Annotated in this window: 5 protein-coding genes; 2 read left to right on the forward strand and 3 right to left on the reverse strand. The window is 65.5% G+C overall.

Annotation, left to right across the window (positions count from 1 at the left end; translation table 11 throughout):
* Positions 1–7: 7 nt before the first annotated feature.
* Together AC2IR1_RS04020 and AC2IR1_RS04025 are read right to left on the reverse strand one after the other, a co-directional pair.
* Entirely contained in the window at positions 8–517 is a 510-nt protein-coding gene (locus tag AC2IR1_RS04020; RefSeq protein WP_486474994.1) for a V4R domain-containing protein, read from the reverse strand.
* Between the two features lie 10 nt (positions 518–527).
* A complete protein-coding gene (locus AC2IR1_RS04025) occupies positions 528–1,739 on the reverse strand; it encodes an acyl-CoA dehydrogenase family protein (protein WP_486474995.1) in 1,212 nt (403 codons plus the stop codon).
* 489 nt (positions 1,740–2,228) lie between these two features.
* On the opposite strand from AC2IR1_RS04025, the gene AC2IR1_RS04030 reads away from it, so the two are divergent.
* On the forward strand, positions 2,229–2,732 hold the full coding sequence (locus AC2IR1_RS04030) for an invasion associated locus B family protein (protein ID WP_486476369.1): 504 nt from the start codon (positions 2,229–2,231) through the stop codon (positions 2,730–2,732).
* On the opposite strand, the gene AC2IR1_RS04035 is transcribed toward AC2IR1_RS04030, so the two are convergent.
* Positions 2,717–4,447: a bifunctional helix-turn-helix transcriptional regulator/alpha/beta hydrolase gene (locus AC2IR1_RS04035; RefSeq protein WP_486474996.1), complete on the reverse strand. Its 1,731-nt coding sequence runs from the start codon at positions 4,445–4,447 to the stop codon at positions 2,717–2,719. The two genes, AC2IR1_RS04030 and AC2IR1_RS04035, sit on opposite strands and share 16 nt — an antisense overlap.
* Positions 4,448–4,764: 317 nt before the next feature.
* Here AC2IR1_RS04035 and AC2IR1_RS04040 point away from each other — a divergent pair, with 317 nt between their 5' ends.
* On the forward strand, positions 4,765–25,998 hold the full coding sequence (locus AC2IR1_RS04040; RefSeq protein ID WP_486474997.1) for a leukotoxin LktA family filamentous adhesin: 21,234 nt from the start codon (positions 4,765–4,767) through the stop codon (positions 25,996–25,998).
* Positions 25,999–26,006: the final 8 nt, after the last annotated feature.

Raw genomic sequence — 26,006 nt, forward strand, 5'->3', positions numbered from 1 at the left:
GTGCCGGTCAGCAGCTTACGGTGAAGCTGCAGCTTCCGGTGCCGGAGGTCGCATGGCACTGCGTCTCCGTCACCGTAACTTCCTTGCCGCCGGTCAGCAGCGGGCCCATGGCGGTCAGGATGCCGCGGATCGCGCCGCAGACGGGCATGTCCGAGGACCCGATCCCGTCCGCGAAGGGGCTGTTGCGGACCGTCACGGAGAAGCCGTCTTCGCCCTGCCGGTCGAAGGTCCAGAGGCCCCAGCCCAGCTCCGCTGAGGTTTGAACGATGGTGTGCATGAGCGCCTCGGGATCGGCCGCGCCGCTGTCGCGGTAGGCCTTGACCGATTTGCCACCGTTCTCCGCCACGGAGGCGGCGAGAGCGTCGAGCGCCTCGATCCGGGCGGCCGGGGCGAGACGGGCGAACATGCCCATCAGCGCGTCGGGCCGCATCATCAGGTAGCGGATCGCACCGTCGCGCATCTCGCCTCTGTCGGGCGTGATGGCCAGCCGCTGGTGGAAAGAGAGAGCCAGATCCATCTGTCTTGCCTCAGGGGTAGCCGGCGGGCGGGGTCATGCCTGCCAGGACGGCACCGGCGTTGTCCATCGTCGCATCGTTGAGCGCGGCGTGCTGTGTCACCACCAGGCAATCGCGCAGGATCCGTTGCATCGGGTGCGTTTCCTGGATGACGGCCATGCCCGAAATCCGGAAGCACTGCTGGATGGTATCTGCTGCGGCACGTGCCGCGTGGCTGGCGGAGATGCGCAGCATGTTGTTGGTCTCCAACGAGACTTCGGGGGCATGCTGCAGCTCGTCCCAGGCCTTTTCCGCCATCTCGTAGTAGAAGGAGCGGGCGGCGCGGAGACGGGCTTCGCCTTCGGCCAGACCGGTGCGGAAATAGCCCCGGTCGGCCAGCCGCGAGGCCCCCGGCATCAGCTTGGCCCCGCCGGACATCTGGGTGGCAAGGTCGAGTGCGGCCCGGGCCAGGCCAAGGTTGCAGGCCGCGTGCACCTGCGCCTGGTAGGCAAGCGGCGGGTAGCGGAAGAGCGCCTCGTCGTAGATCCCGGCGGCACCGCGGCTGCAGGTCCACATGTCGGCATAGAAGCGATCGGTCACCATCGTGTCGTGGCTTCCGGTGCCCTGCATGCCCATGACGTTCCAGGTCTCGATGATCTCGACCTCGGACGCGGGGGCCACGGCCATCAGGACCTGCGGGGGCAGACCTTCGGCGGCGCGGGTCACGTGGTCGGCCCCGATGATGCCGACACCGATCCAGTCGGCGCCCATGCAGCCGGAGGCGAATTTCCAGCGGCCCGAGACCTGCCAGCCGCCGTCGACGCGCTTGGCCTCCTTCAGCGGGTAGAGCCCGCCTGCATAGACCTGGTCGGGGCCGTCGGCGTAGATGACCGCCTGGGCTTCTTCCGGCAGGGCCGCGATGTAGGTGTTGGCCGAACCGAAGGCGGCGACCCAGGCGGCGGAGCCATCGACCTCGCCGATCTTTTCGACCATCTTCAGGAAGTGGTGCGGGGCCATCACGTCGCCGCCGAACTTCGATGGGGTCGAGGACCGGAAAATCCGCGCGGCTTTCATCTTGTCGATGATGTCGCGGGGGACATGGCGTTTGGCATGGATTTCATCGCGGCGGCTGCGAATCGTGTCCAGAAGATCCAGGAAGGCGGGCTGTTCAGTCAGGGTCGAGAAATCGACCGCATCCGCCTGGGGACCTGTGTTCGTCTGCCGCACCATTTCGATCTGGTTCATGGTTTTTCCCTTGGTCTCGTTTGACCTAGATCAAGGCGAATGACACGGTATTCTGGAAATGAATTGTCATAATCTGTCGCATGAATCACATTTATTAATGTGACTTGAAGGTGTGCGTTTCCGGTCCAGGCACGGTCAGGCAGCGGTCTGATGGATGATCGGAAATTTATATATTTTTCAGTGTTTTGGGGCTGGTATTGTGGCGGGGCGCTCGGGGGGCTGTCCACCTGGGATCGGGTTCGGTTCGCATGCGCAGGGTGGAGCCGCGAGCGATCGGCGCCGGGGGCTTGCAAATGGATTTGCTGCCAGAATGAGCAGACATGAGGACGGGACCCGCAGTCGGGGCGGCAGGCCGGCCAGGTGGAGCCGCAGAAAGGCGGCGGTCCGCCGTGATGATGGCCTGCAGAATCACCAAACGGGGCGCCGTGGTATCGGCGGGCCAGACATGTGCGGCGAGAGCTGAGGGGGGCGTGCGGGGGCTTGACGCATGTGACGTACGTGGCCGACGGTGCGGCCATGTCCCGGTTGCTTTGCCTTTTCCTGTCGATCCTGCCCTTCGGGGTTTCCGATGTCGCGGGTGCGACGCGGGAAACCTATCGCGACTGGTCGGTCCTCTCTGGCGAGGAAGGCTGCGTCGCGACCGCTTCCGTCGGCCTGGCCGACAGCGGCTCCGGCCTGGCGACGCTGGCTCTCTATCCCCTGGAGGAAGGCGCGATGGTGACGGTGCGGGTTCCGGTCGGGGCGGATCTGCCCACCGGCATCGGCTATTCGCATCTGCGGGATGATGCCGTGGTCGGTCTGGCCTGGCAGTACTGCGATCCGCGCAGCTGCCTGGCATCCGGCCCCGTCAGTCTGGCGGAGCTGTCTCGGTTCCGGGCTGGTTCGCGGATCTACCTTGCCTTTCGCCCGTTGCCGGAGGCGAAGGTGCTGATCGCGCCGGTTTCGCTCATGGGGTTCACGCGGGCCTGGGCGGCGGTTCAGGCCTGCAGCTGAGGCTGCAGCGCGCAGATCTCGTCGAGGATGAGTTCCGGGTGACGATAGAAGACAAGCTGGCCGATGCCCTGGACCTCTTTCAGCCGGGCCCGCGCGGCGTGCCTTTCGGCGAAACTCCGGACCGACGCGATGGAGACGACGGGATCGCTGACCCCGTGCACGATGCGCAGCGGAACGTCTGAACCCGTCACCAGCGGGGTCCAGTCGTTCACCACCTGGCGGCTGTCGATCTCGAACGCGCGGTAGCCCTGCGCGACGGTGAAGCGGTAGCCGTTGAGGATGATATCCTGCACCTCCGGATCCGCGATCACGCGCTGGTCGTCGGGGGCGTGTTCATAGAGCGTGCGCAGGAAGCGCCTTTCGCCGCCAGAGCGCATCTGCCGGATCCCCGCGCGCAGCAGGAAGGGCAGGACCCGGGGGGTGTAGCGTGCGGTATAGGCCACGGCGCGCTGTCGCGGTGACATGCTGGCAAACTGTTCCTTGCCGAGGATCGGCACCCCCGCGGCCACCTGGACGACCCCCGCGATTTCCCCCGGTTCGGCGGCGGCGGCCGTGGCGTGGGCGTAGACCGATCCGGCCATGTGTCCCAGAAGGACAGGTCGTTTCAACCCGAGGGCCCGGGACATTTCCAGCACGTCCCGGGCGAAATCCTGCGGAGCCCGGGCAGCATCCCCGTGATAGGGTTCCGAGGTTCCGAACCAAGGCCGGACCGGGCAGATGAAGTGCAGCTTCCTGTCCGTCAGAAGATCGCGACAGTGCCGGGTGATCGAGGTGCCATCCAGCATGCCGTGGAAGAAGATCACCGGGCGGCCCGAGGGATCGCCGTGCGTTTCGATCGGCATCTGGCGCCCGTCGGAAAGCTTCATTCGGGACAGGACAGCGCCGGGCGCGGCAAGGCGGGGCGGAAGCGGCTGTTCTTCCGCGATACGGATCAACAGGTGCAGCAGGCGCACCAGCTCATGCTGGGCAGATGTGCGGGTCTTGCCCATGATCTTCTTCAGCTGGGTTCGTACCGTGGCGATCCGGGCCTGACGCCGCTCCGCGATTTCAGCGGCGGAAAGACCATCGGCCAGGGCTTCGCAGACCTGGATCTCGGACGGGGTGAGGCCGAAGCTTTCGCGCAGCAGAGGCAGGATGGCCGGGGGCCAGACCGGGACAAGCTTGCTGACAAGGATCAGCCGGTTGCCGGAGCCGTCCGTGATTGCGTGGGCTTCGAAGTGAAGGGAGCGTTCGTCATCCGAGCCGTTGAAGGAAAAGACCTGCGCACGTGGGCGGTTGGAAGGATCGGAGAGGGATAGGACAAGCTCTGTCAGCCTTTCACCGGCGGGGCCGAGCGCAAGGCTGGACAGGCTGTCACCACGGCCGAAGCCCAGCTGGCGTTCGGCCTGTGCATTGCTCCAGACGACCCGGGCATTTCCGTCGAGGAGGAACCGCGGTGCGCGCCGGTCCGAGCCGGTCGGATCCGGCTGTTCACCATCCTCGGTCGGCGGCGGCATGGTTTCATCCAGCAGCCGAGACGCCATGGCGAAATGCGGCTCCAGCTCCGGCAGATCCGTTTCCTCGTGTTCGACCAGCTGGGTCACGACATGTTCGTTCCACTGGTCCATGAAACTGTCATAGCTGTGCGGGTCGAGGGCGATCCGGTAGATCGCCTCGATCAGCTGGTCACGGGTCTGGGCCGGAAGAGCGGCTGGGGACTTCAGGGCAAGGCTCATACCAAAATTTTGGTACGTGAGTTGAAAAACTCAAGTTTCTTCTGGATCGGCTATCGGATGGGGCGCGATTTCGCTTCTGCGGCATTGACCGGTCGGGGGGGAACGCGAACTCTTCAGGCATTGTTACCCACGTCCCATTTTTCATTACGAAGTATTTTTCGATGCGTCGTCCCGTATTGTCTGTTGCATCCCATCAGTTCCGTGATCGACTTCACGGGGCGACGCGCCTCTTCGTGGCGTGGGTTTCCTGTTTCTTTCTTGTTCTGCCGCCACCGCTGGTGGCCCAGGTCATCGCCGATGGGAGGACCGCGACCAGCGTGACTTCCGCCGGTTCGGTGACGGATGTCACGACCGGGACAATCACCCAGGGCTATGGCGTCAACAGCTTTTCCGCCTTCGGGGTTGCCAGCGGGCAGACCGTGAACCTGCATGCCCCGACCGGCACGGCTGGCACCGTGAACATCGTCACCGGTGCGCAAAGCCAGGTGAATGGACTGGTGCAGTCCATGCAGAATGGCCAGATGGGAGGCGAGGTCTACCTTGCGAGCCCCAACGGAATTGTCATTGGCCCGCAGGGCACGATCCGGGGGGGCTCCGTCTCCCTTTCCACCCCGGCGGCGGGGGCGGTTTCGGGCTCCATTACCGATGGCATGATCAGCGGCATCACCGGTGGGACCCTTGCCCAGGGCGATGGTGACATCACCGTCGAAGGGCGGATCGAGGCGGCGGACGCCCTGACCCTGCAGGCCGGTGGGCTGGTCACCATCGACGGCTCCCTTTCGGCGGGAGAGATCATCAACGGCGGGCAGGGTGCGATCAGCATCAGTGGCCTTGAAGGGGTGAGCTTCACTGAAAATGCCACGGTCACGGCCCGCAACGGAGAGAGCGGCGGCACGATCACCGTCACGGACAGCGAGACGATCGGCCTGGCGCGCGGCGCGCGCCTGCTGGCAGAGGGGGAGGGCGCAGGCGACGGTGGCAGCGTGATCCTCTTCGCGGAAGAAAGCGCGGTGCTGAGCGAGGGAGCCGTGATTTCTGCTGCGGCGCTCGGGACGGGCGATGGCGGCTTCATCGAATTCAGCTCCCACAACGAGGCGCAGGCCCTGGGGGAATTCCGGGTCTGGTCCGACGGGGGGCAAGCGGGCGCGATCCTGATCGACCCCGAGGAATATGCCGTCGTCGCATCGCAGGATACAGCCGGCGGAGATCTGACGATCATCGCCTACGAGAGCATCACCTTGCTGGAAGGTACGGTGATTTCGACCCTGGCCATCGCTTCGGCCGGCGACGTGACCCTGATCGCGCCCGAAATCGTGCTGGAAGCAGGCAGCCAGATCCTGGCGGCAGATGAAAGCGGCAGTTTCGGTGGCGTGGTGACCCTGCACGCACGGCTGGACGACCGCATCACGGATGAGGCGGAAGGGCCCGGCGACCTGCGTCACAACGCGGACCCTTCGGCGACCGTGTCGCTGACCGTCACCGGTGCGCTGATCCGGGGGGAGGAGGTCAACCTCCTCGCCACCGCTTACAAGGACAACCTTGCGGACACTGACGCGGCGGCCGCTTCCTACGTCAGTTCCCTCTTCGACAATGCGGCCGGCTTCACCGGGTCGGAGGAGATCTATGCCCTGGCAGAGGAGCTGCTGACCGGCGCCATTCCCGACCTTGGCGATATCAACTTCGAGGCGCTGCCTTCGGCGTTGCAGGCAAAGGCGCTGATCACCGTTTCCGACAGCTATATTGCGGCGATCAATGATGCGAGCGTGGCCGCGGAGGCCTCGACGAAGATCACCGTCGCGCCGGAGAATACCGATACCGCATTTGCCATCGCCGCCAGCAATACCGTGGCGGATGTCCTGTTCGAAGACAGTGCAATCGACGCCGGCGGGGCCATCGCCGTCAGTGCCCTGGTGAACGAAGAGCAGACCCTGATCGCACAGTCCGGGGTGCAGGAGGACGCCGGGGATGGATCCGTCGGTGCCTTCAACCTGGCGCTTGCCGCATCCCTGCGCCGTGCCCGCGCCTCCGTCACGGTCAACGGCATCCGCCCGGCGATCGGTTTCGTCGCCGGCGCCAGCCAGGACGAGGCGACGTCCAGCTATCTGCCCTGGAACAGCGGCACCGATCAGGACGAATATGCGCAGTTCGTGTCCCTGGGCGGGATCTCCATCACTGCGGATGTCGTCAAGAACATCGTCATGACAGCCGATGCGGTCACCAACGAGGAAACACGGGCCGTGGCGCTGGCGCTGTCGTTCGACGACACGCGGACAGAAGTCCTGCTGGGTGGCTCCATGGCCACCGAGAACGGTGAACTGACCGTTGCCGCAACCACCACCTGGGCCAGTTTCCTGTCGCGCGCCCGTGTCAGCGGCGGGATCTATGCCGCCAGCGGCGTGGCCGAAGCGGAGGAGGATCAGCAGGTCTCGGAGGAAGAGCAGGACGCCGAGGCCGAAGAGGTCCTGAATGTGGCGGATGGCATGGCGGATGCGTTGCTGGGCAGCCTGGGGTCCGATGAGGACGGGACAGAGGACGACAGCGGCTTGCTTGACGGCGTGACCAGCGACGAAGGGTCCGGCGAAAGCGACGGCACGCGCTTCGGGCTGGCGATCAACCTGTCGGGCCACAAGACGGAGACGGAAGTGATCTTTGGCGGGCCCGAGGTCACCTACGAGGATGCGGACGGCAACCTGCGCCTTCTGAATGCGCCGCTGGTCGACACGATCGCCGACGGTACCTACGGCGCAAGGGGGGGCACCAGCGCGAAGGCTCCGAGCTACGTGGACCTCGACAGCGATCCGACCATTACCATCGCGGCTCGCAACGTCTTCGAGGATATCCGGGTCGAGACGATAACGACGCTGGGATCCGTGCCGGATACCGACACGACGGCGGCGGGCGAGCTGACCGGCGACAGCGCGGAAGAGCTGGAGGCCAGCGGAAACACCGCCTACCTGATTGCGCTTGGCTATGCCAACTGGAGCGCTGACGCGCTGGTCACCTTGGATGGTGGCGGCGCCAATACCCCCGATGCCCAGATCAACGCGGTCGGCGATGTCGAGGTGATTGCAGAAAACACCTTTGTCGAGGGCGAGGGACGCGATGAAGTCGGAGACTGGTGGGATGCCTACCGAGCAGGTCTGATCGCGGCCGAGACGGGCGAAACGGCCGCCACCGAAGGCGACGTGATCGGAGAGGTCGCCGCTGGCGATCGGGCCACCCTGACGACCGTCGCTTCGGAGGAGGAAGGTGCCTCCGATGAGAGCGGAGAGGGCGAGAGTGGTGAAGGGGACGGTGACGGCGAAGAGGACGGCGGGCTGGACGAAGATGGTGGACTGACCCGATCCGACGCGACGGCGGAGGAGGATGACGCGGACCCGGATGTGCCGGAGGATGCCGACGAGACGCCGGCGCAGGAAGAGAGCGACACCAGGCTCTTCCTGTCTGAGACGGAGGGCTACGGCGACGAGATCGGCGTCGGCTTGAATGGTTTCGTGGCCCAGATCGAACTGAGTGCCATCGCCGATCTGGAAGATGCCCAGATCGAGCTTGAAGACAATTTCCTGATCGACGGTTCACGGACGGAGCTGGACCCGGAAGCCCTGCTGACGATCCGGGCCGCCAACACCGGCGACATTGTCCTGGGGGCCGGGGCGCCGGGCGCAACGACCGGCAGTGACAAGACAGGTTTCGGCGGCGCCGTCGGGATCCTTCTGGTCGATGCACAGGCCGAAGCCCTGATCGGAGACGACGCGACACTGAACATGCACCAGTACGTTCAGCAGGCCGAACAGGATCTTCTGCTTCTCAACACCGCTCGTGCCTATGGCGCCAACGAGGGCGGGTTCGGCCTGAATGCCGGGGTCGCGATCACCAGCTACACGGCACAGACACGGGTGACAAACGGCGCCTTCAGGATCAGCGGAGCCGACCTCGGCTATGCGATGTCGGCGCATGACGGAAGCTCCCTCGTGACCCTGGCCGGGTCTGGAACGGAGGGGGCCAAGACCGGCCTGGCCATCGGGGTGGCCGTCAACCTGACGGACCGGACAACCGAGGCGGAGCTGACCAGTGGCCGGATCCGCATCGAAGGTGACCTCGCGGTGGAGGCGGTCACCGACGGCTACGTCCTGGCCGCCGGAACCGTGTCTTCCAGCGACGGAGGCGAGGTGGAAGACGCAGATACGGGCGAGGCGGATACGGATACTGAAGAAGATGACACCGAGGAAGGGGAAGACGAGGCGACCGTTGCCCTGTCCGAGGCGCTCTTTGGCGATCATGCGGATGCCGTGGCGGAGGCGGCTGGCAATGGCGACGACGGTAGTGCAACAACGGACAGCGGTGATGACGACGATCGGACCTTCGTCTTCTCCGGTGACTTTGCCGGCACCTTCGGTGAGGTGACGACCTCCCTCCTGATGGAGGGGGCCTCGATCGACACCGAATGGCCGACGGATGTGACCCTGGATGCGCGCACCGCGATCTCCTACGGGCAGGCCTCAGCAGTGTCCGCCGTCGCGGTCGACGGCATCGGCATCAGCGGCAGCTTCGGCCTTGCTTTCGTCACCCACCATACCGAGGCCTACGGGCTGTCGTCCTCGATCGCCATCGACGAGGACTGGGCCGAAGACACCACGAATGTCCTGCCGGAGACGCGTTTTGCCGCCACCGACAGCTCGGTCTTCGAGGTGATCGTCACCGGGCGCAGCGGCCATGCCCAGGATGGGTGGGGCGTTGCTGTTTCCGCGTCGTTCAACCGGCTGGAAGTCGTGACACGGACCATGCTGGACAACGTGACCTTCACCAACGGGGACTGGTACTCCGACGATGAGGAATGCGGGATCGAAGTGCCGTGCCCCGACAATGCCTTCGGACGGGAAATGAACATCATCTCCTCCGCTTCGGCACAGTCGTTGGTGACGGTGATCGCGGCCCGGGACGAGCTCGGAGTGGACAGCAGCGGCGGCCAGCAGATGGATCAGGTGGCCACGCAGTTCGAGGATGCGGCGGCAGAGGCACGCACGCCCGAAGGGACGGAGGGCACCGAAGAGGACGGCGAGGCTACCGGAGACGGGTTCTCCGGCGTCAGCATCGCAATCGCGCCGACGGTGGTCGTGGCCGACAGCGAAGTGTCGATCTATCGCTCGGTCCTGCTGTCGGATCGGGCAGCCATCGACGATGATGAGGCGACCGAGGGCCAGCTGAACATTTCGTCCAGCGCGTCGACGGTGGCAAATGTCGATGCGTCGGCCGGTACAATCGGGTTGGCCTTCGCGCAGAGCAAGACCTACAGCCGTGTCCTGATCGAACAGTCCCAGCTGGATTCCAGGGGCAACGGCACGATCGCGATCACCTCGCGGGTGAGCGAGGTTCAGGACATCACCGCGCGCGTGGACAACCAGTCCTCGTTCAAGGCGGCGGGTGTCCTTTCGTTGCGCGATGCCCTGAACAGGGTAGAGATCGACCCGGCCTCTGCGGATTACGGAAGCCTGATCACGGGGGGCAGCCTTGCGACCGTCTCGGCCAGCACGACCCACGACATCACGCTGACGGCCCTGGCGGAGGACAGCACGACCCTGTCTCTGGCCGGGGCCGGCATCGTCTCTCTCGCGGATTCGGATACCCAGATCCTGATCGGCGGGGATATCGGGCTGACCAATGCGGGGACGATCCTGCTGAGGGCCAGCGATACAATGACGAACTACACGGCAACCGCAGCGGCGGTGACCGGATCGCTGACCGATGGAGAGCTCGACAAGTCCATCGCCGAGGATGAGGGCGAAGAGGCCGAGGAGGAAGAGAAGGTCGAGACGCCTTCGGAGGAAGACGACAGCAACGACAGCTCTGCCCTTCTGGATGCGCTGGCGGGGGCCACCGACCAGGTGCAGGACGACATGGCCGACGAGGTGGAGGGCGCCGGAGAGGCCGAGGACGAGGACGACGAAAAGGCGAAAACAGCCCCGAGTTTCGTGGTCGCGCTGAATCTGGACCGGCACGACACCATCGTGAAGGCCCTTTTGGGGGGCAGCGGTACCGACAGCTACAGCGGGGAGGCCTACGACCTGTCCCACGGTGCCCTCTGGGCGGGAAGTGTCGGGGTGAACGCGTCGCTGGAAGCGGTGAATGCGGTTTCCGGTTACAACAAGCTTACGGCGACCAAGGCCGGGAACCTTGATGATACCAGCTTCGGGTTCGTCGGTACCGTTTCACTCGGCTTCATGCAGATGGAGACAGTGGCAGAGCAGGGCATCACCAACTATGCCGGCAACGTCGACAGCCTGACGATAAGTGCCGCGTCCAGCCTGCCCTCCACCGATCTGTCCGCGCTCGAAACGGCGCTGGAAACCGCAAGCAGCGGCCTGACGGAGGAGGTGACGGACAGCGGGCTGTCCTCTGACGATCTGCTGCCCGATCCCGCGCTGACGCTGGATCGTGACCTGTGGTCGGTGATCAACCAGACCGAGGGGGAAGCGAACGTCGGCTTCGTGTTCGACATCGGTGTGCATGTGCAGAACATCACCGCCTCTGCCAGGGTTCTGGACGGGGCCTATGCCCAGTACACCGGATACCTTGCGATTTCGGCGGCGACGACGGGTGGACTGATCGCACTGCGCGACATTCCCCTGGAAAAGGCGCTCGCCGAGGAGGACGAGGAGGAGGATCCGTCGCAGGAGGAGAAGCGGACGGAGAAGGAAAACGAGGTCGGTGCCTTTGGTCTGGGCGGGGCGCTGCAGTACATCCGGCAGCGGATCGAGACGACGGCTGATCTAGGGGAACTGCTGACCGCCGACCTGCAGCTGGACAGTCTTGCGGTATCTGCCGTCAACGATGTGAGCGCCGTTGCCGTGGCCAAATCCTTTGGCGGTGCCGACGGGGTCGCCTTCAACGCGGGCGTGGCGATTGTCGATCACCAGAGCCAGGCGCTCGCGCGGATCGATTCCGACAACGCGCTGGAGATCGTGACCGGGACGACCCTGACGGCAACCGACGCGGCCCGTCTTTTCGCCTTCGGTGCCGCGGGTACACAGGCCGGGACCGTGGGCTTCGGGCTTGCGACCGGGTTGGTCTTTGCCAAGCGGCAAGCCGTGGCGTCTATCACCTCTGACCTGGCAAGCGCATTCGCCGAAGACCAGTCCTTTGCGGGCGGGCCCGACCTGATCCTGGGCGCGCTGTCGATCTCGGCGGAGACGTCAGGGTGGAGCGTGGCCGGGGCATCTGCCGGGGCCGAGGGCCTGGATGAGGAGAAGGCCGATCACAACGCCGGCGAGGCAGGGGACGAGGCGGAGGACGAAGAGGAAGACCGGGAAAGCATCGACGTGCCCGAGACCCTGATCGGCGATCAGATGGACGAGAATTCGGAGGCCTTCGAGCTGCAGCAGGCGCCGGAGGACGAGGACGCGGAGGAAGGAAGCGAGGCCACGCCGGAGAGCAGCTTCGGACTGGCGGTGGCGGCAGACTTCGCGGGCGTCTTCGGATCCAATTCCGCCATCGCCGCCCTTGCGACGGAGGCGACGGTCGACCTGACCGAGGCGGCGATCACGGCGACCAACACCGCCTCCGCCCAGATCGGGACGGGCGCCGCCATCGGCGCTGGTGGAAGCTTCGGTTTGGCGGGGGCAGCGTCGCTGACCCTGATCAGGACCAGCGTTTCCGCCCTCGATCTTGGCGGTCAAAGGCAGGTCGCCGCAGGTGGTTCCTTCGACGTGGGGGCAAACGACAGCGGAGACCTCTTTGCCATCGCGGCGGGGCGGGGCGGTGGCAACAAGGTTGAAGTCGCCGCATCTGCCGCGTTGCACCTTGGCCGGTCGGACGTGACGGCGAGCCGGACAGCCGCCGTTGCCGGAGCCGGAGACATGACCATCGTCGCGGGGCTGGAGGGCGAGACTGTGTCGATCGCCGGTGCGCTGCAGGCCTCCGTGGTGGAAGAGGTCAAGGAGGAGGAAACCGGGACCGATTCCGGCAAGACGGCAGGCGATCTGATGAGCGATGTCGCTGCAGGCGCCGCCGAAGAGGTCGGGGCGGAGGAAGACGAGGAAGATGCCGAAACCGATACCGGTGACTTCGGCCTGGGGGTTGCCGTGGCGATATCCCAGCGAACGGAGACGGTGACCGCGACCCAGAGCGGCGGATCGGTCGAGGTGGAGAGCCTGGCCGTCAGGGCCGTGTCGACGCGCAATATCCTGTCGGTTGCGGCTGCCACGGGAGGCGACACGGAGATCCAGCTCAACGCGTCTGTCGTGGTGAACATCGTCAATCTGACAACCCGCGCCGAGGTGACGGAGCTTGGCACTGCGGAGTTGGGCGAGGTTGAAATCCTTGCCCGCAGCGCGGGGGATACCTCGGCCCAGGTCGGCTTCCTTGGCACCGGGGCTGGTGACTTCGGCCTGGGGATATCCGTCACCGTCCAGTCGGACAACCGCAGGACCCTGGCCCTTCTGGAAGGGGCGGAAAGCGTTGATGCCACGGGCAGCGGAACCGTGACGGTTTCGGCCGAGCAGACCGGCGGGCTCAGCTCTCTCATCATCGCGGGCCAGCGGGCGCAGGGCTTTGCGATCAACATCCCCGTGGCGGTCATCGTGACCGACTGGGATACCGAGGCGCAGGTCTTCAACAGCGAGCTGAGCGGCTACGCCGCCGTCGATGTCGCCGCCACCGAGGCGGCCGTGATCGACAACCGCCAGGATGCGCGCAGCTACGGGGACACCGCAGGCACGATCGGGGTGGTGATCACCCGCCACAACGCCGCGACCCTGGCCGAGGTGCAGGGTGGTACGATCCTGGCCGGCAGCATCGGTGCCGTGGCCCAGACCTCCACCATCCAGCATCTGATCGCCCTGCGGGACGGAGAGGCGGATGACACGGGCGCGGTCCTGGTGGTGATCCTGTCGACCAGTGGCGAAACCCGTGCGGAGCTGCTGGATCTGCGCGCCGAAGGTGCAATCCGGGTTTCCGCCCTGGATGCAACGCAGCGGGATCTGCTGGCGAACGGGAACGCGGTAAATGAAGGGGTGGGGATTTCTGGCGGGGTGATCGTGGATGCCTATCGTCGCGATACCACGGCCCGGGCGGACAATGTGGACCTCTATGGCCCCGTTGCCCTGTCCGCCGTTTCTGAGATGTTGATTTCCAGCGTTGCCATCGGGCGCAACGGCGGTTCCTCGGACGCGGGCGTCACCGGAAACGTCAGCTGGCTGAGCGATGTCCGCGACGTCGTGGCAGAGATCACCGACAGCCTTGTTGCGGCGCCGTCGGGCGAAGTTGCGCTGGAAGCACGGCGCAGTGATCAGGTCTTCTCGGTTCAGGCAAGCGACAGCCGCGCGTCCGACGGGGCGGGGATCGGCGTGGGGATGTTCCTGTTCCACGGCGAAACGGCCGCCCGGATTACCGGGACCAGTTCCTTTGCCACGGATGCCGATGTCAGCCTGGTGGCCCTTGATGAGACCAAGGTCCTGGACGTGGCGATCGGGGTGACCATCGGGGGCGGCTTCGCGGGGGTCGGCTCCTTCTCCTACGTGGCCTTCGGGCAGGCGTCGGACGATCTGACCGATCTCGACGGCGACGAGCGCAGCACGACCCTGCGTGAGACCATCGAGGAAGCGACCAATCTTGTCCTGGATTTCGTGTCCGACAAGACGGGGATGTCCCTGCCGGAGCTGAACCTGAGCAAGGAAAGCGCCATTTCGGCGACCATCGACGCCACCGGGTCCTCCCGCTCTATCGGAGGCGACATGAGCCTGTCCGCCACCGATGCGCGTACGGCGGATGCCCTTGCGGGCGCGATGAGCCTGGGCCTCGACATCGGCTTCGTCTCGGGCCTGATCGACAACTGGACGGTCGAACGCAACGAGGTGACGGGCAAGTTCAAGATCGTGAAGCGGGATATCCTGCCCGGTGAGCGTGACGGAGAGGAAAGCGAGACCACCGAGGACGAGATCGCGGTGCCGGAAGACAGTGCCGGTGCGGATGCGGTTTCGGGCGCGGGGACCGAGGCATCGGGGGAGCAATCGGCCGAAAGCGACGGCGGCAGCGACGACAACGATGCGACGACCATCGGGATCGGTCTGTCCTGGGTGCGCCAGGGCGGCAAGGTGGAGGCGGAGCTGGCGCTGAACGGCGTGCAGACGGAGGTGTCGGGCGATGTGACGCTGAGTGCGGCGGCGCAGACGGACATCATGGTGGGGGCGGCGGGTGCGGCCTTCATGGGCAATGCCGTGGGTGCGGGCGGCGCCATCGTGCGGCAGGCCCAGTCGGTGACCAGCGCGATCACCGGCAACGGGGCGCTGCAGGCGGCGAATGTCTCTCTGCAGACGACGGATGCTAACCGCTTCTGGGCGATCACCGGGGCCCTGCCCATAGGTGAGGACCTGGCCATCGGCGCGACCCTGTCCATCGCCGAACTGCTGGCGAAAAGCACCGCCGTGGTGGAAACCAACGTGGAAATCGCGGCGTCGGGGGATGTCGATCTTACGGCCGCCGAAACCACCAAGGTGCTGTCTCTGTCGATCTCTGCGGGGGGATCGACCTCTGGCGCGGCGGTGAGCGCCTCCAACGGGCTGATCTTTGCGCGTTCGGCCATCGAGGCGCGGGTGTTGGCGGGGGCCGAACTGTCCGCCGGCGGAAGCGTTTCCGTGCAGGCGCTGCGGTCCCAGGTCCTGACCTCCCTGGCCTACTCGATTGCGGCGGGCGACAGTGCCGGGGTCGGGGCTGCCCTGGCCATTGCCTGGGACAAGGGCATCACCACGGCCGAAGTCCTGGATGCGGATATCGAGGCGGAGGAAGACGTGGTCGTCGCGGCGACCAATACCACGGATGTCACTACCAGCGCGGCGGGCGCCGGGGTTGGTGGAACCGTCGGTGTCGTCGGCTCGGTCGCACTGACCCTGAAGCAGGACGAGGTCACGGCACGCATTGCCGGAAGCACCGTCATGGCCGGTGACACGGTGCTGGTCCAGGCGCTGAACGGTGGCACGCTGAGCGGTGTCGGCGGCGGCAACGAAAGCTTCCTGGGCAACTTCGACAATGTCTCCGGCGGCGTCACCTATGGTGGATCTGCGGGCATCGGTGTCTCGGTCACGGTGCTGCGCTCCACCTCCGTGGTGCAGGCGCTGATCGAGGCGGGCTCGCTCGTACTGGGAGAGGGCGCCGGGGATGGAGCTGCGAGCTACGCCCGGCTGGAGACGCTGGCGGGCGAAGATGACCTTTACCTGACCCGCACCAGCGCGACCCGGACGGGGGTTGCCGTCGTCGCCGATACGTTCAGCCAGTTCAATTCGCTGAGTTTCGTCGGGGCGTTGTCCAGTGGGGTGGGTATCGGCCTGCAGCTGCCGATCACCCTGATGGGCGACACGGTGCGGGCAAATATCGACAATTCCACGGTCAGCAGCATGAACGGCGATGTGGATGTCTTCGCCGGCAACGCGACCTCCATGCAGCTGGTGAACCTGGTTCTGGGCGGCGGGCTGACCGCCGGGATCGGCGCGCTTCATGAACTGCTGGTGGTGTCCAAGCTGACGGAGGCCACGGTGACGAGTTCGAATGTCACCGCGGGCCATGACATCGACATTGATGCGGTCACCGCGGAATCGGTGAAATCGACCGCGGCCGCGCTTGGCGCGGGGATCTACGCGGGTATCGCCGGTGTCTGGCAGGTGGCAATCACCCGATCGACGACGAATGCCTATGCGTCCCAATCCGTGCTTGGCGCCGGAAACGACGTGACGATCACCGCAGTCGCACCGCGACGGATGCAGAACGTTGCGGGATCCGTGGGGGTGGGCCTGGTCGGCGCCGGATCCGCCGTGCTGATCGCCAACAGCGAAGACGTCGTCTATGCCGGAACCCTGGATGGGGACGCCTACAGCGGTGTCCGGCTTTCGGCGGGCGGTGACATCGTGGTGGAGGCCGAGGCCAGCAGCACCCCGTTTGCGGAGACCGACAGCGATGTGCTGCTTCCCTCGGGCGAGGATCTGATTTCTGCCAACCAGGTGATCGTCGGAACGGGCGGCGGTCTGGTCGGGGTTGCGGGCGCCGGGCTTTATACCGTGTCGCGCCAGAGCGTGCAGGCACGCCTGGGCGCCTACACGGATGCCACCGCAGGCGGCGACCTGACCGTCCGCGCCACGCAGGTCTTCAGCCAGAGCGCCTATGTTCTTACCCAATCCGGCGGCTATGTGGCGGTTGGTGCCTCGGTGCTGATCTCGACCATGCGCAACACCGTCCTGGCGGAGATCGACGACAATTCCACCGTGGTGATCGACGGCGACCTGGCGGTGGAGGCCTACGGCGAACGCAGCTTCGACGGCGTGGCGGTGTCGCTGGGGGGCGGGGTCTTCTCCTTCCAGGGCTCGGGTGTGCTGCTGAGCTTCGGCACCCCGGTCGCCGTGTCCGGCGATGACAGCGACGAGGCGGAGAGCGCACAGGATGCCATCGACGATGCGGATGCCGCGCTGCAGGACGACTCCTTCACGACCTCGGATGATGCAGAGGACGAGGATCAGGCCGACTACGACATTCACTTCGGCGACGGCTTGGTCAGCTCCCTCCTGGGGGACGTCACCGCCGAAGAGCAGGCAATCAGTCTGAACGCGGCGTTCAACGGGGTGGAAGAAGACACGATCCGTGCCCGGATCGGGGATGGGGTGAGCATCACCTCCGGATCTGCTTCGGTCGCTTCCGAGGAGGGCGGCACGCTGTCTCTTCTGGCTGGGGGGGCGTCCGGCGGGGCGATTTCCGCCACCCATGGCGTGGTCCTGGTGCGCCGCGGTTCCACCGTGGAAACCCTGGTGGGCAGCGGATCGGCGATCAGCACTGCAGGTGCACTGAACCTGACGGCCCTGGCGGATGTGAACGATGGTGAACCGGTGGCCTTTGCCGGCTCTGGCGGGCTGATCGCCTCCGGCGCGGGGGTGGTCGACATCCGGATCGGGCGCGCGGTGCAGGTCGAGGTGGGCAGCAATGCCGAACTGGACGCCGGAGGAGCGCTGGAGCTGACGGCAGAAGAGGCGGCGGAAACCAAGGCCAAGGTCAATGCGGCGGCCGTGGCGGCCATCGGCGCGGGCGTTTCGGTGGCAAACGCCTACCGGCAGTCGACCATTGCGGTGCTGTTGCAGGGCGCGCCGCAGCTTTCGGGCAGCAGTGTCGCGATCCAGGCCCTGCGCTACGGCGCCGTCACGGCGGATATCGATCTGCTGGCGGCAGGGGCCATCGCGGTGGGGGTGACCTACGCCCGTGCCCGGGACCGGTCGGAAGTGACGATCTCCCTCGGGGCTGCGAATATCAACGGGGGGGCGGTCAGCCTGCTGGCAGTCAACAGCGGCGACGTCACTGCGGACACGAAGGCGAACGTCGGTGGCGGTGGCAGTTCCGGCGTCAACGTGGCCAGTGCCAAGCGCGAAAGCTGGACGACCATTGCCGCAAGCGGGCTGAGCGTCGATGCGACCAGCCTGGATGTGCTGGCCGTGGACAATGATCCCGATGCGGAGGACCGGGCGCAGATCTTTGCGACGGCACGGTCGACGACGGTCACGGCCGGATCGTCCGGCGGGTCGGAAGTGCTGGCGCGCAATGCCTCCGAGGTCGAGGTCCTGCTGGGCTTCGACAGCCTGACGACCACGGGCGATGCGGTGATCGAGGCGCGCAATGCCTCCGACCTGGAGTATGAGGCCAAGGGCACCTTCGCGGGGGGCGTCGGGATCGGCGGGACCCTGGCCGAGGCGGAGGATGTCAGCCTGGCGCGTACCGCGCTGACCTTTGCCAGCACGGCGCAGATCGGCGGCACGTTCCAGGCGATCTCCGGCGGTTCATCCTACCTCTTTGGCAATGCGGTCGCCGGGCAGGGCGGGCTGACCACGATCTTTGCCTCCAAGCTGGTGCTCGACGTGGAAACCACGACGGAGCTGCTTGTTTCCGGGGCGGGCATCGAAGCCGCGGAGATCGTGCTGGAGGCCGACCGCGATATCGAGTTCGAGAGCAATTCCGACTCCATCTCGGTTGCACTGGCCGATTTCGGTGCGACCCAGATGCGGAACCACGTGAGCTCCGACAGCCTGCTTCAGCTTTCCAGCGATCTGACGGCAAACCGGATCAGTATCGCCTCGGATACCTCGATCACCAAGACCGCCATCGATTTCAACGGATCCACCGGCAGCTTCGGCGGCATCAACGTGGCGGCGCTGTCCTCCAAGACCGAGGTCATGTCGAACGCGCTGATCGACATCCAGAACGGCACCGTCCTGACGCAGGTCAACGGTGATGACGGAACGGCGGGCCAGGTCTCCATCTCCATGGCGCATACCTATGATCTGACGGACCGGCTGACGGGCGACATGGGGGGGCTCGTGACCATACCACGCCTCGTCAGCGAGCTGGTGGTCGGTGACCTGAACGACGAAGAGGAAACCGCGAGCGGCACGGTGCGTCTGACCGGGGCCACGATTGATGCAGAGGGCGATGTCGCGATCTCTGCCTATTCGGATGCCACCCTTGTATCGGAGGCCTACATCCGTACCTTTGGTCTGGCGGGTGCGGGCGAGGCGCAGGGAAAGACAACGCTGCGTCAGGACAACCTGGTCGATATCGTCTCGGGTACGATCACCTCTTCGCGGGGCGAGATCGAGATCCTGGCGGGTGAGGGAGAGGACGGCAGGCAGACCATCCAGCAGCACGCCGAGGCACGGATTCACAATCGCACCGCGATCCCCATCGGTGCCGACCCGACGGCGGCTGCGCTGGCCGAGCTGGGCAATTTCGTCAACATCGGTGCCGGGGCGACGATCACGGCGGCCTCCGACATCTCGGTCAAGGCGGGGGACGGCTATGTCGATCTCTATGGCTATTCCTATGCCATCGACAGCTACGCCGAAGCGGCAGAGGCCGTGGTCAACTTCTTCGGCAACCTGGTGGGGGTCGATGACGTCTCCCTCGCGTTCGAGGGTGGCTCGGCGGTGAATTCCTCCACCGCGGGGCTGGTCATCGAAGGGACGCTGCTGGCCGGTTCCAATTCGGCACAGCGCGTGATGATCGACTATGCCGGTGGCGATACCGACGTCAGCGACATCGGGGACCTGACCGTCACGACCGAGGGCGACATCGAGGTTTCCTTCGAATTCGACCGCGACGTGGGAAGCCAGATCGAAGCCTATATCGTTGCCCTGACCACCCTGCGAGATGCCTACCCTGCAGACAGCGATACCTGGGCAACGCTGAATACCCAGATCGAGGGCCTCGAAGCGCGGCTTGCCTACCTGGATGTCACGGGGGCAGGCGACTATGTGACCGACTTCGCCATTGTCGAAGAAGGCTATGCCCAGGGCGGCAACATCATCCTGGCAGGAGATTACCTGCTGGGCGACGGATCGATCCAGGCGATCGGCGACTCCCTGATCGAGATCATCAACAACACCCACCTCAGCCTGGAGGTCGGGGACCTGACGATCCCCTATGTCGATGCCGGCGAGCTGAGCTGGAACGGATCCACCTTCCTGACCCTGGCGGAGCTGATCGACCTCGGGGCCGGGACATCGGCCGCGGATCCGGAGCTGAGCAATGTCGCCTCCTCTCCGACGTCGGACATCCAGCCGCAGATCATCCTGCAGAACACCTACAACGTCACCTCCGGCGCGGCGGCGGATCTCTATGTCCGTGGGGAGGTCTCCAACGTCGGCGGGTCGGTCACGATGCAGACCGCCGATGGCTCGGTCTATGTCTTCGGCGGGGATATCAGCGCGCGGGCAATCACCATCGATTCCGGCGGCGATTTCTTCCTCGCGCCGTCCTCCCCGCTGACGCACCTGCCCAGCAATCCCGTTTCGGCCTATGCGACCCTGTTCGAGGCTCAGGAGTATTACCAGGATCTGATCTACGACGCGATGAGGGTCGCACCGGACAGGGATGAGGAGACCATCCAGTCGGTCATCGACGCGCTGATCGCCGCCGGCACGATTGACCCAGAGGTGGATCTGTCGGTCGAATACGAGGTGGCGGATGTCGGCGGATCCGTGACCGCCGTGGGCGCGATCTTCATCTACGCAGAGACGCTCAACATCGACGGGCTGATCCAGTCCGGGATCACCGACTGGTCGCTGACCATCGATTCCAGCATCGACACCCTTCTGGATACGCTCGACAGCGGCAGCACCACGCTCTACTCGCCCCTGCGCGGGACCAGCGCCTCGGTCGAGACGGAAACCAACGTGGATGTCATCGCCGCCAACCCGACGACCGGGCAGCTGGGGGACGACTACATCACCGGCAATGTCGCGGTGGTCTACAATGCAGAAACCGACCGGCTGGAAATCACCGGGGTGGAAACCCTGGGCGGCTACATCGAGATTTCGGGGCAGATCGCCTCGACCGGGAATGGTCAGATCGTGGCGGCCAACGGTTATGGCAGTCTGACGGTCGAAAGCGGATCGACCCGTGACCTGGAATTCGCAGAGATCAACCTGGGCCCCGAAGGCGGGGTGACCGGCACGATCCGGATCATCGACCGCTTCAAGGAGGTGTCGAGCCTTTTCGGCGACGAGACGGGCTATCAGGTCACGACCTTCACGGTCGATGCGGATGGCGACCTGACGAAGAGCGTGTCGGCGACGGTGCCGGGCGTGATGATCGTGGATACCTCGGATCCGGCCTATTACTTCCCGCTCGATGATCTGGCCTGGTACTATACGACCGCGACCGAGATCGACGTGGATCGCACCTACGAGGTGACCGAGACACAGCGCTTCCTGGCGCAAGACACCACCACTTCGGACTACGACGTCGCGGCGGTGGAAGACGATGACATCACGGTGGTTCTGGTCGGCGAAACGCCGGAGGTCGGTTACATCGCGGTCGCCCAGGATGACATGGATGACCCGGACAATTACTACACCTTCTTCTCCTCCTACGAGTTGCTGAACTTCACTTCTGTTGCGGTCGATGACGATCCCGACTGGGACAAGAGCTGGACCGAAGGGTTCTTGACGGGCAACCGGTCCCGGGTCTTCGTCTACGAGGAGAGCTTCACGGAACTGCGGACCTACACCCATCGCCTGAAGGCCGACTACGGGATCGAGGTCGATATTTCCGGTCGCAGCCTGGCGTCGCTTGCAATCGAAAGCGCGGGGTCGGTCCTCTTTTCCGAAAACGTGCAGGTGGGCGATGGCACCATCGACGTGACCGCGGCCGGGGACGTTCTGACCGTTGGATCCGACGTGACGATCACGACCGATGTGCTGACCATCGACGCGGGGGGCGATGTCGCCGGGGCGTCCTCTTCGGGCCTGTCGCTGTCGAAGTGGGTCCTGGACGCCGACATCGAGGCGCGCACAATCTTCGGTCGCAAGAGCGGCGCGAGCCTGCAGGCGGGCAGCACGCCCTATGTCAACGAACTGATCGGCGCCGGCACCATCGAAGGTGACCAGGTGGCCCTGCTGATCGGGGATGACGTGGATCTCTTCATCCAGGCCGAGGGCGACATTCGCCTGCGCAATGAAACCGGGGGGCTGGGGATCTATTCCGTGGAGGCTGCGACCTATGGTGAGGTCCAGCTGGAGGCGGAGGGATCCATCTACGCGGCGGGGGCATCTCTTCTGGGATCCGTCACCGGGGTGATCACCGGGACGGATGTCTACCTCCTGTCGGAAACAGGGGCCATCGGGTACGACGCGGATGCAACGATCCGCTTCGACGGCGACCTCGACGTGATCGCCGCCGGTACGATTTCCGCCTACGCCCGCGAAGATATCGAGCTGAAGACCACCTTCGGTACGATGGTCATCAACGAGATCATTTCCGAAACCGGCGATGTCACCCTCACCGCCTCCAGCTACTCGATCCTTGACGACAACGACGTCGAGGAGACGGATCGCCGGGCGCAGGCCGATATCCTGTCCGCCCTCTGGGAAGAGCTGCAGCTGATCGACCAGGACCTGGATGCGGTCACCCAGGCAGAGATCGCGGCGGCCTCTGACGCCTATGTCGAGGATCAGAACGCGGACTACGCGGCCTTCTGGGAAGAGCTGATCATCCGCGACGCACGCGGCAATATCGTCGGGATCGAGGAGTATGCTGCCGATATCACGCTGAAACCCACGGAAGACGAAACGAAGACCCTTCTGGCAGAGGGCTATTCCAGGGCGGAGATCGAGGCGCTTTACGCCGAGAGGACCGCAGCATTCCACGCGGCGGCGGCCCTGTACCTGGATGAAGGATACGATCCGACCTGGAGCTACAAGCTGACCGAGGCGGACAAGAGCACCATCGAGGCGGCCCTGGCGGCGGAAAAGGCAGGCAGCGATCCTATCGTCGCCCAGGAAATCGAGGTGCGCACCGCGGCCTACTTCGACTGGTGGGCAAAGCTTGCCATCTACGACGACCAGGGCAATGTCACGGGCTATGCCGCCTACGATGCCGATCTCGATCCTGTCAGCTACAGCGCGACACAGCGCGCCAGCCTGATGGCAGATGGCCTGACGGAGGCAGAGGTCGACGCGCTGGAGGCCACGCAGAACGCGGCATTCCACGAGAACTACGCGCTCTACGGGGCGGCGGCCTATGATGCGGCTTATTCCTATACCCTCACCTCGGAAGAGATCACGGAGCTCAAGGCCTCTGCCTACTTCACGACGACGGAGCTGGAGGCAGCCTTCCGGCGGGACCTGATCCTGGATGTCACGGACACCCAGCTGACGATCGAAGCGCCCAATATCTCTGCCCGAAACGTCACGCTGATCGCCGGGGAAAGCATCGGTGCCGAGGTCGAGCCTATCGTGAAAATGGCGGGCAGCACCCTGACGGTCGAAGATCGGCTCGCGCTCTTCTCCGCCTCGGCCACGGATGTCGTGATCGAGGAGGATCGCGTGATCATCCTGCAGAACGAGGACCTGGATATCGAGGCCAGCGGCGAAGTGCGGGTGACGGCCGGCGAAGACGTCTACCTGGGCAGCGAAGGCGATCTGCTCCTGGCGGAAATCGCGGCCGGCGGAGATGTTCAGATCCGCAGTTCCGGTGCGCTCACGGGCCTTTCGGGTGGCAGTGTCAGCGGTCAGGCCGTCTACCTGGAGGCCGCGACGGGTGGCATCGGCACGTCCAGCAGCGCGCTGGAAGTCAACCTGCTGTCCGGCGGCACCCTGGGCCTGCGCGCGGCGGAAGACATCTACGTCACCTCCTCCTCCGGCAACCTGGCCCTGACGGAGGTCTACACGCCCGGCCACGTCGATATCCGCGCGCTCGGCGGGAACATCACCTCTGCGGACGGGGGGGAGACGATCAAGGCGGCTTCCGTCGATCTTGCAGCGTCCGGCGCGGTTGGCCGCAACAGCGTGCTGACGCTGGTGCTGACCCAGCCCGGTGCACTGGTCAACATCCTGGCGCAGACCGGAAACGTTCGCGTGACGCTGAGCGGCGAAGACCTTCAGGTCGGGCGGATCGCTTCCCGGGATGGCAACGTGAACCTGACCACGATCGGCAGCGGTGTCACGCTGGTTGCAGGGGCCGCCGGCACACTGGGCGCGGGGGCAAACGGTGCGCGGATCTACGCGGGGGCGGACGTGACGCTGGACATCGACGGCCAGATCCTTTCCGCCGCGGCGGGTCTGCTCTCCATCAAGGCGGGGGGTGACCTTCAGATCACGTCCAGCGGCGATCTGGGCAGCGAGAGCGAGGCGATGCAGATTGCTGCGGCGACGCTTGCGGTCTACAGCCAGGCGGGCGCGCGGGCCTCGCTGGTCAACCTGTCGGCAAGCGAGGTGATGACGGTCAGGGCCCTGTCCACCGGCGGTGTCGTCCGGATCACGTCGAGCGCGCAGATGTCGCTTGCGGTCACGGAACTTTCCGTGACGTATCTGCAGCTGACGACCTCCGGTCGGGGGAACGAGGCGGATATCGTCCTTCTGCGAACCCTGGGCACCACGGCCGATGTCACCCTTTCCGCCGCGCGAAACGTGACCTTCGAAGGCGATGTGACCCTGGCGGCTGGCACGGTGTCGATCGACGCAGGCACATATGAACAGGGTAGTATCCTGGCGGCAGCAGGCTCGCTCGTGTCCGTAATCGCCACTGCGGCAGTGGACCTCTCCGCGACCGGCGACATCGTGATCGACCTGGTGGAGGCGCCCCTGATCACGGCCGTGGCCAATGGCAGTACGATGACCTTCGTCACGGCGTCGGCGGAGCGGATGGAACTGAGCGGCGCCGCGGACCTGTCGGGCGCGCTGACGACGGCGGAGCTGGATCTGCAGACCGCCTCTGCGGGGCAGGGTGGCACGCTGCGCATCACCCCCGAGGGCGGGGCGCTGCTGGCCACCCTCGCCCTGTCGGGCAGCGGTGAGATCAGCTTCGGCAGCGGGGTCGTCACGCTGGTCTCGGCGACGGCGGGCGGTGACCTGTCCCTCGCGGCAGACGGAACCCTTGCCACCTGGGGCATCAGTGCGGGCGGGGACCTGTCGGTTTCTGCCGCGGATCTGGATGTCGTGGGGCTGCTGGAGACCCCGTCTCTTCTGGAAATCGGTGGGGGTCGCATCGGCAGTGCCTCGGTCCCGGTGCGCTTCCTGGCAGATGAACTTTCGGTCACGGCAGGCGACGAGGCGATCCACCTGGTCAGCGCCGCATCCTTTGCCCTGTCGGGGGTGACCGGGGGCGGCGGCCTGGTGGATATCCTGGCGGAAGCCTCGCTCACCATCGCCGGATCGGTCCTGCGGGATCAGACGGCAGAGACGATCCTGACCTCGCTTGGCGCGATCTACGGCGATGACGCGGGCGTGGACCTTTCGGGTCGGGTCGCCTTGACGGCCCTCGGCGGAGAGGTCGGTCGCCTGACGGTGGGTGAGCAGACCTCGGGCACGCTGGACGTCGCCGCAAACGGTGACATCGAGGTCGCGACCCATGGCGATATCACCATGGGGTACGCGGTATCCGAAACGGGTTCGGTCGAGGTCAGCGTCGGCGGCCTGGCCACGATCGACCTGCTGGGAACCGGTGAGACACCGGAGATTTCCGGGGATGAGGTCATCATTGGCCTTTGGGGCACGGATGAACCGTTGCAGACGCCGGGAACCGAGAGCGAGATCCAGTCGCCGGAAATCTACACGGCGATGGCTGTGCTGGGAGATGGCTCCAGCACCGGCGACGGATCGGATGGTGGAGACGGCGGTGACGGTACCGGTGACGGATCGGACGGTGGCGACGGCGGTGATGGTACCGGCGACGGGTCGGACGGTGGCGACGGTGGTGATGGTACCGGCGACGGGTCGGATGGTGGCGACGGTGGCGATGGTACTGGCGACGGGTCGGACGGTGGCGACGGCGGTGATGGTGCCGGTGACGGATCGGACGCCGGCGACGGCAGCGATGGTACCGGCGGCGGGGCCGAGGAAGGTGTCACCACGGGAGTGTCCGGGCAGTATCGCGGCTCTGGCCTGGTACTGACCCTGCCGACGCTGGACGACGGGTCCGCTCTCGATCTTCAGGGCAAGGTCACGTGGCCGCCCCGCATGACCCGCGAACAGCTTGTGCTGCCGGAGGTCAAGCTTGTCGACGAAGAGCCGGACGAGCTTGGAGACGAGAAATGACCCCACAG

The sequence above is a fragment of the Pseudooceanicola sp. NS-SX8 genome (assembly GCF_057380755.1).

Coding starts and splice junctions, on each gene's coding strand:
- AC2IR1_RS04020 (WP_486474994.1), bottom strand. CDS start 517: ATGGATCTGGCTCTCTCTTTCCACCAGCGGCTGGCCATCACGCCCGAC.
- AC2IR1_RS04025 (WP_486474995.1), bottom strand. CDS start 1,739: ATGAACCAGATCGAAATGGTGCGGCAGACGAACACAGGTCCCCAGGCG.
- AC2IR1_RS04035 (WP_486474996.1), bottom strand. CDS start 4,447: ATGAGCCTTGCCCTGAAGTCCCCAGCCGCTCTTCCGGCCCAGACCCGT.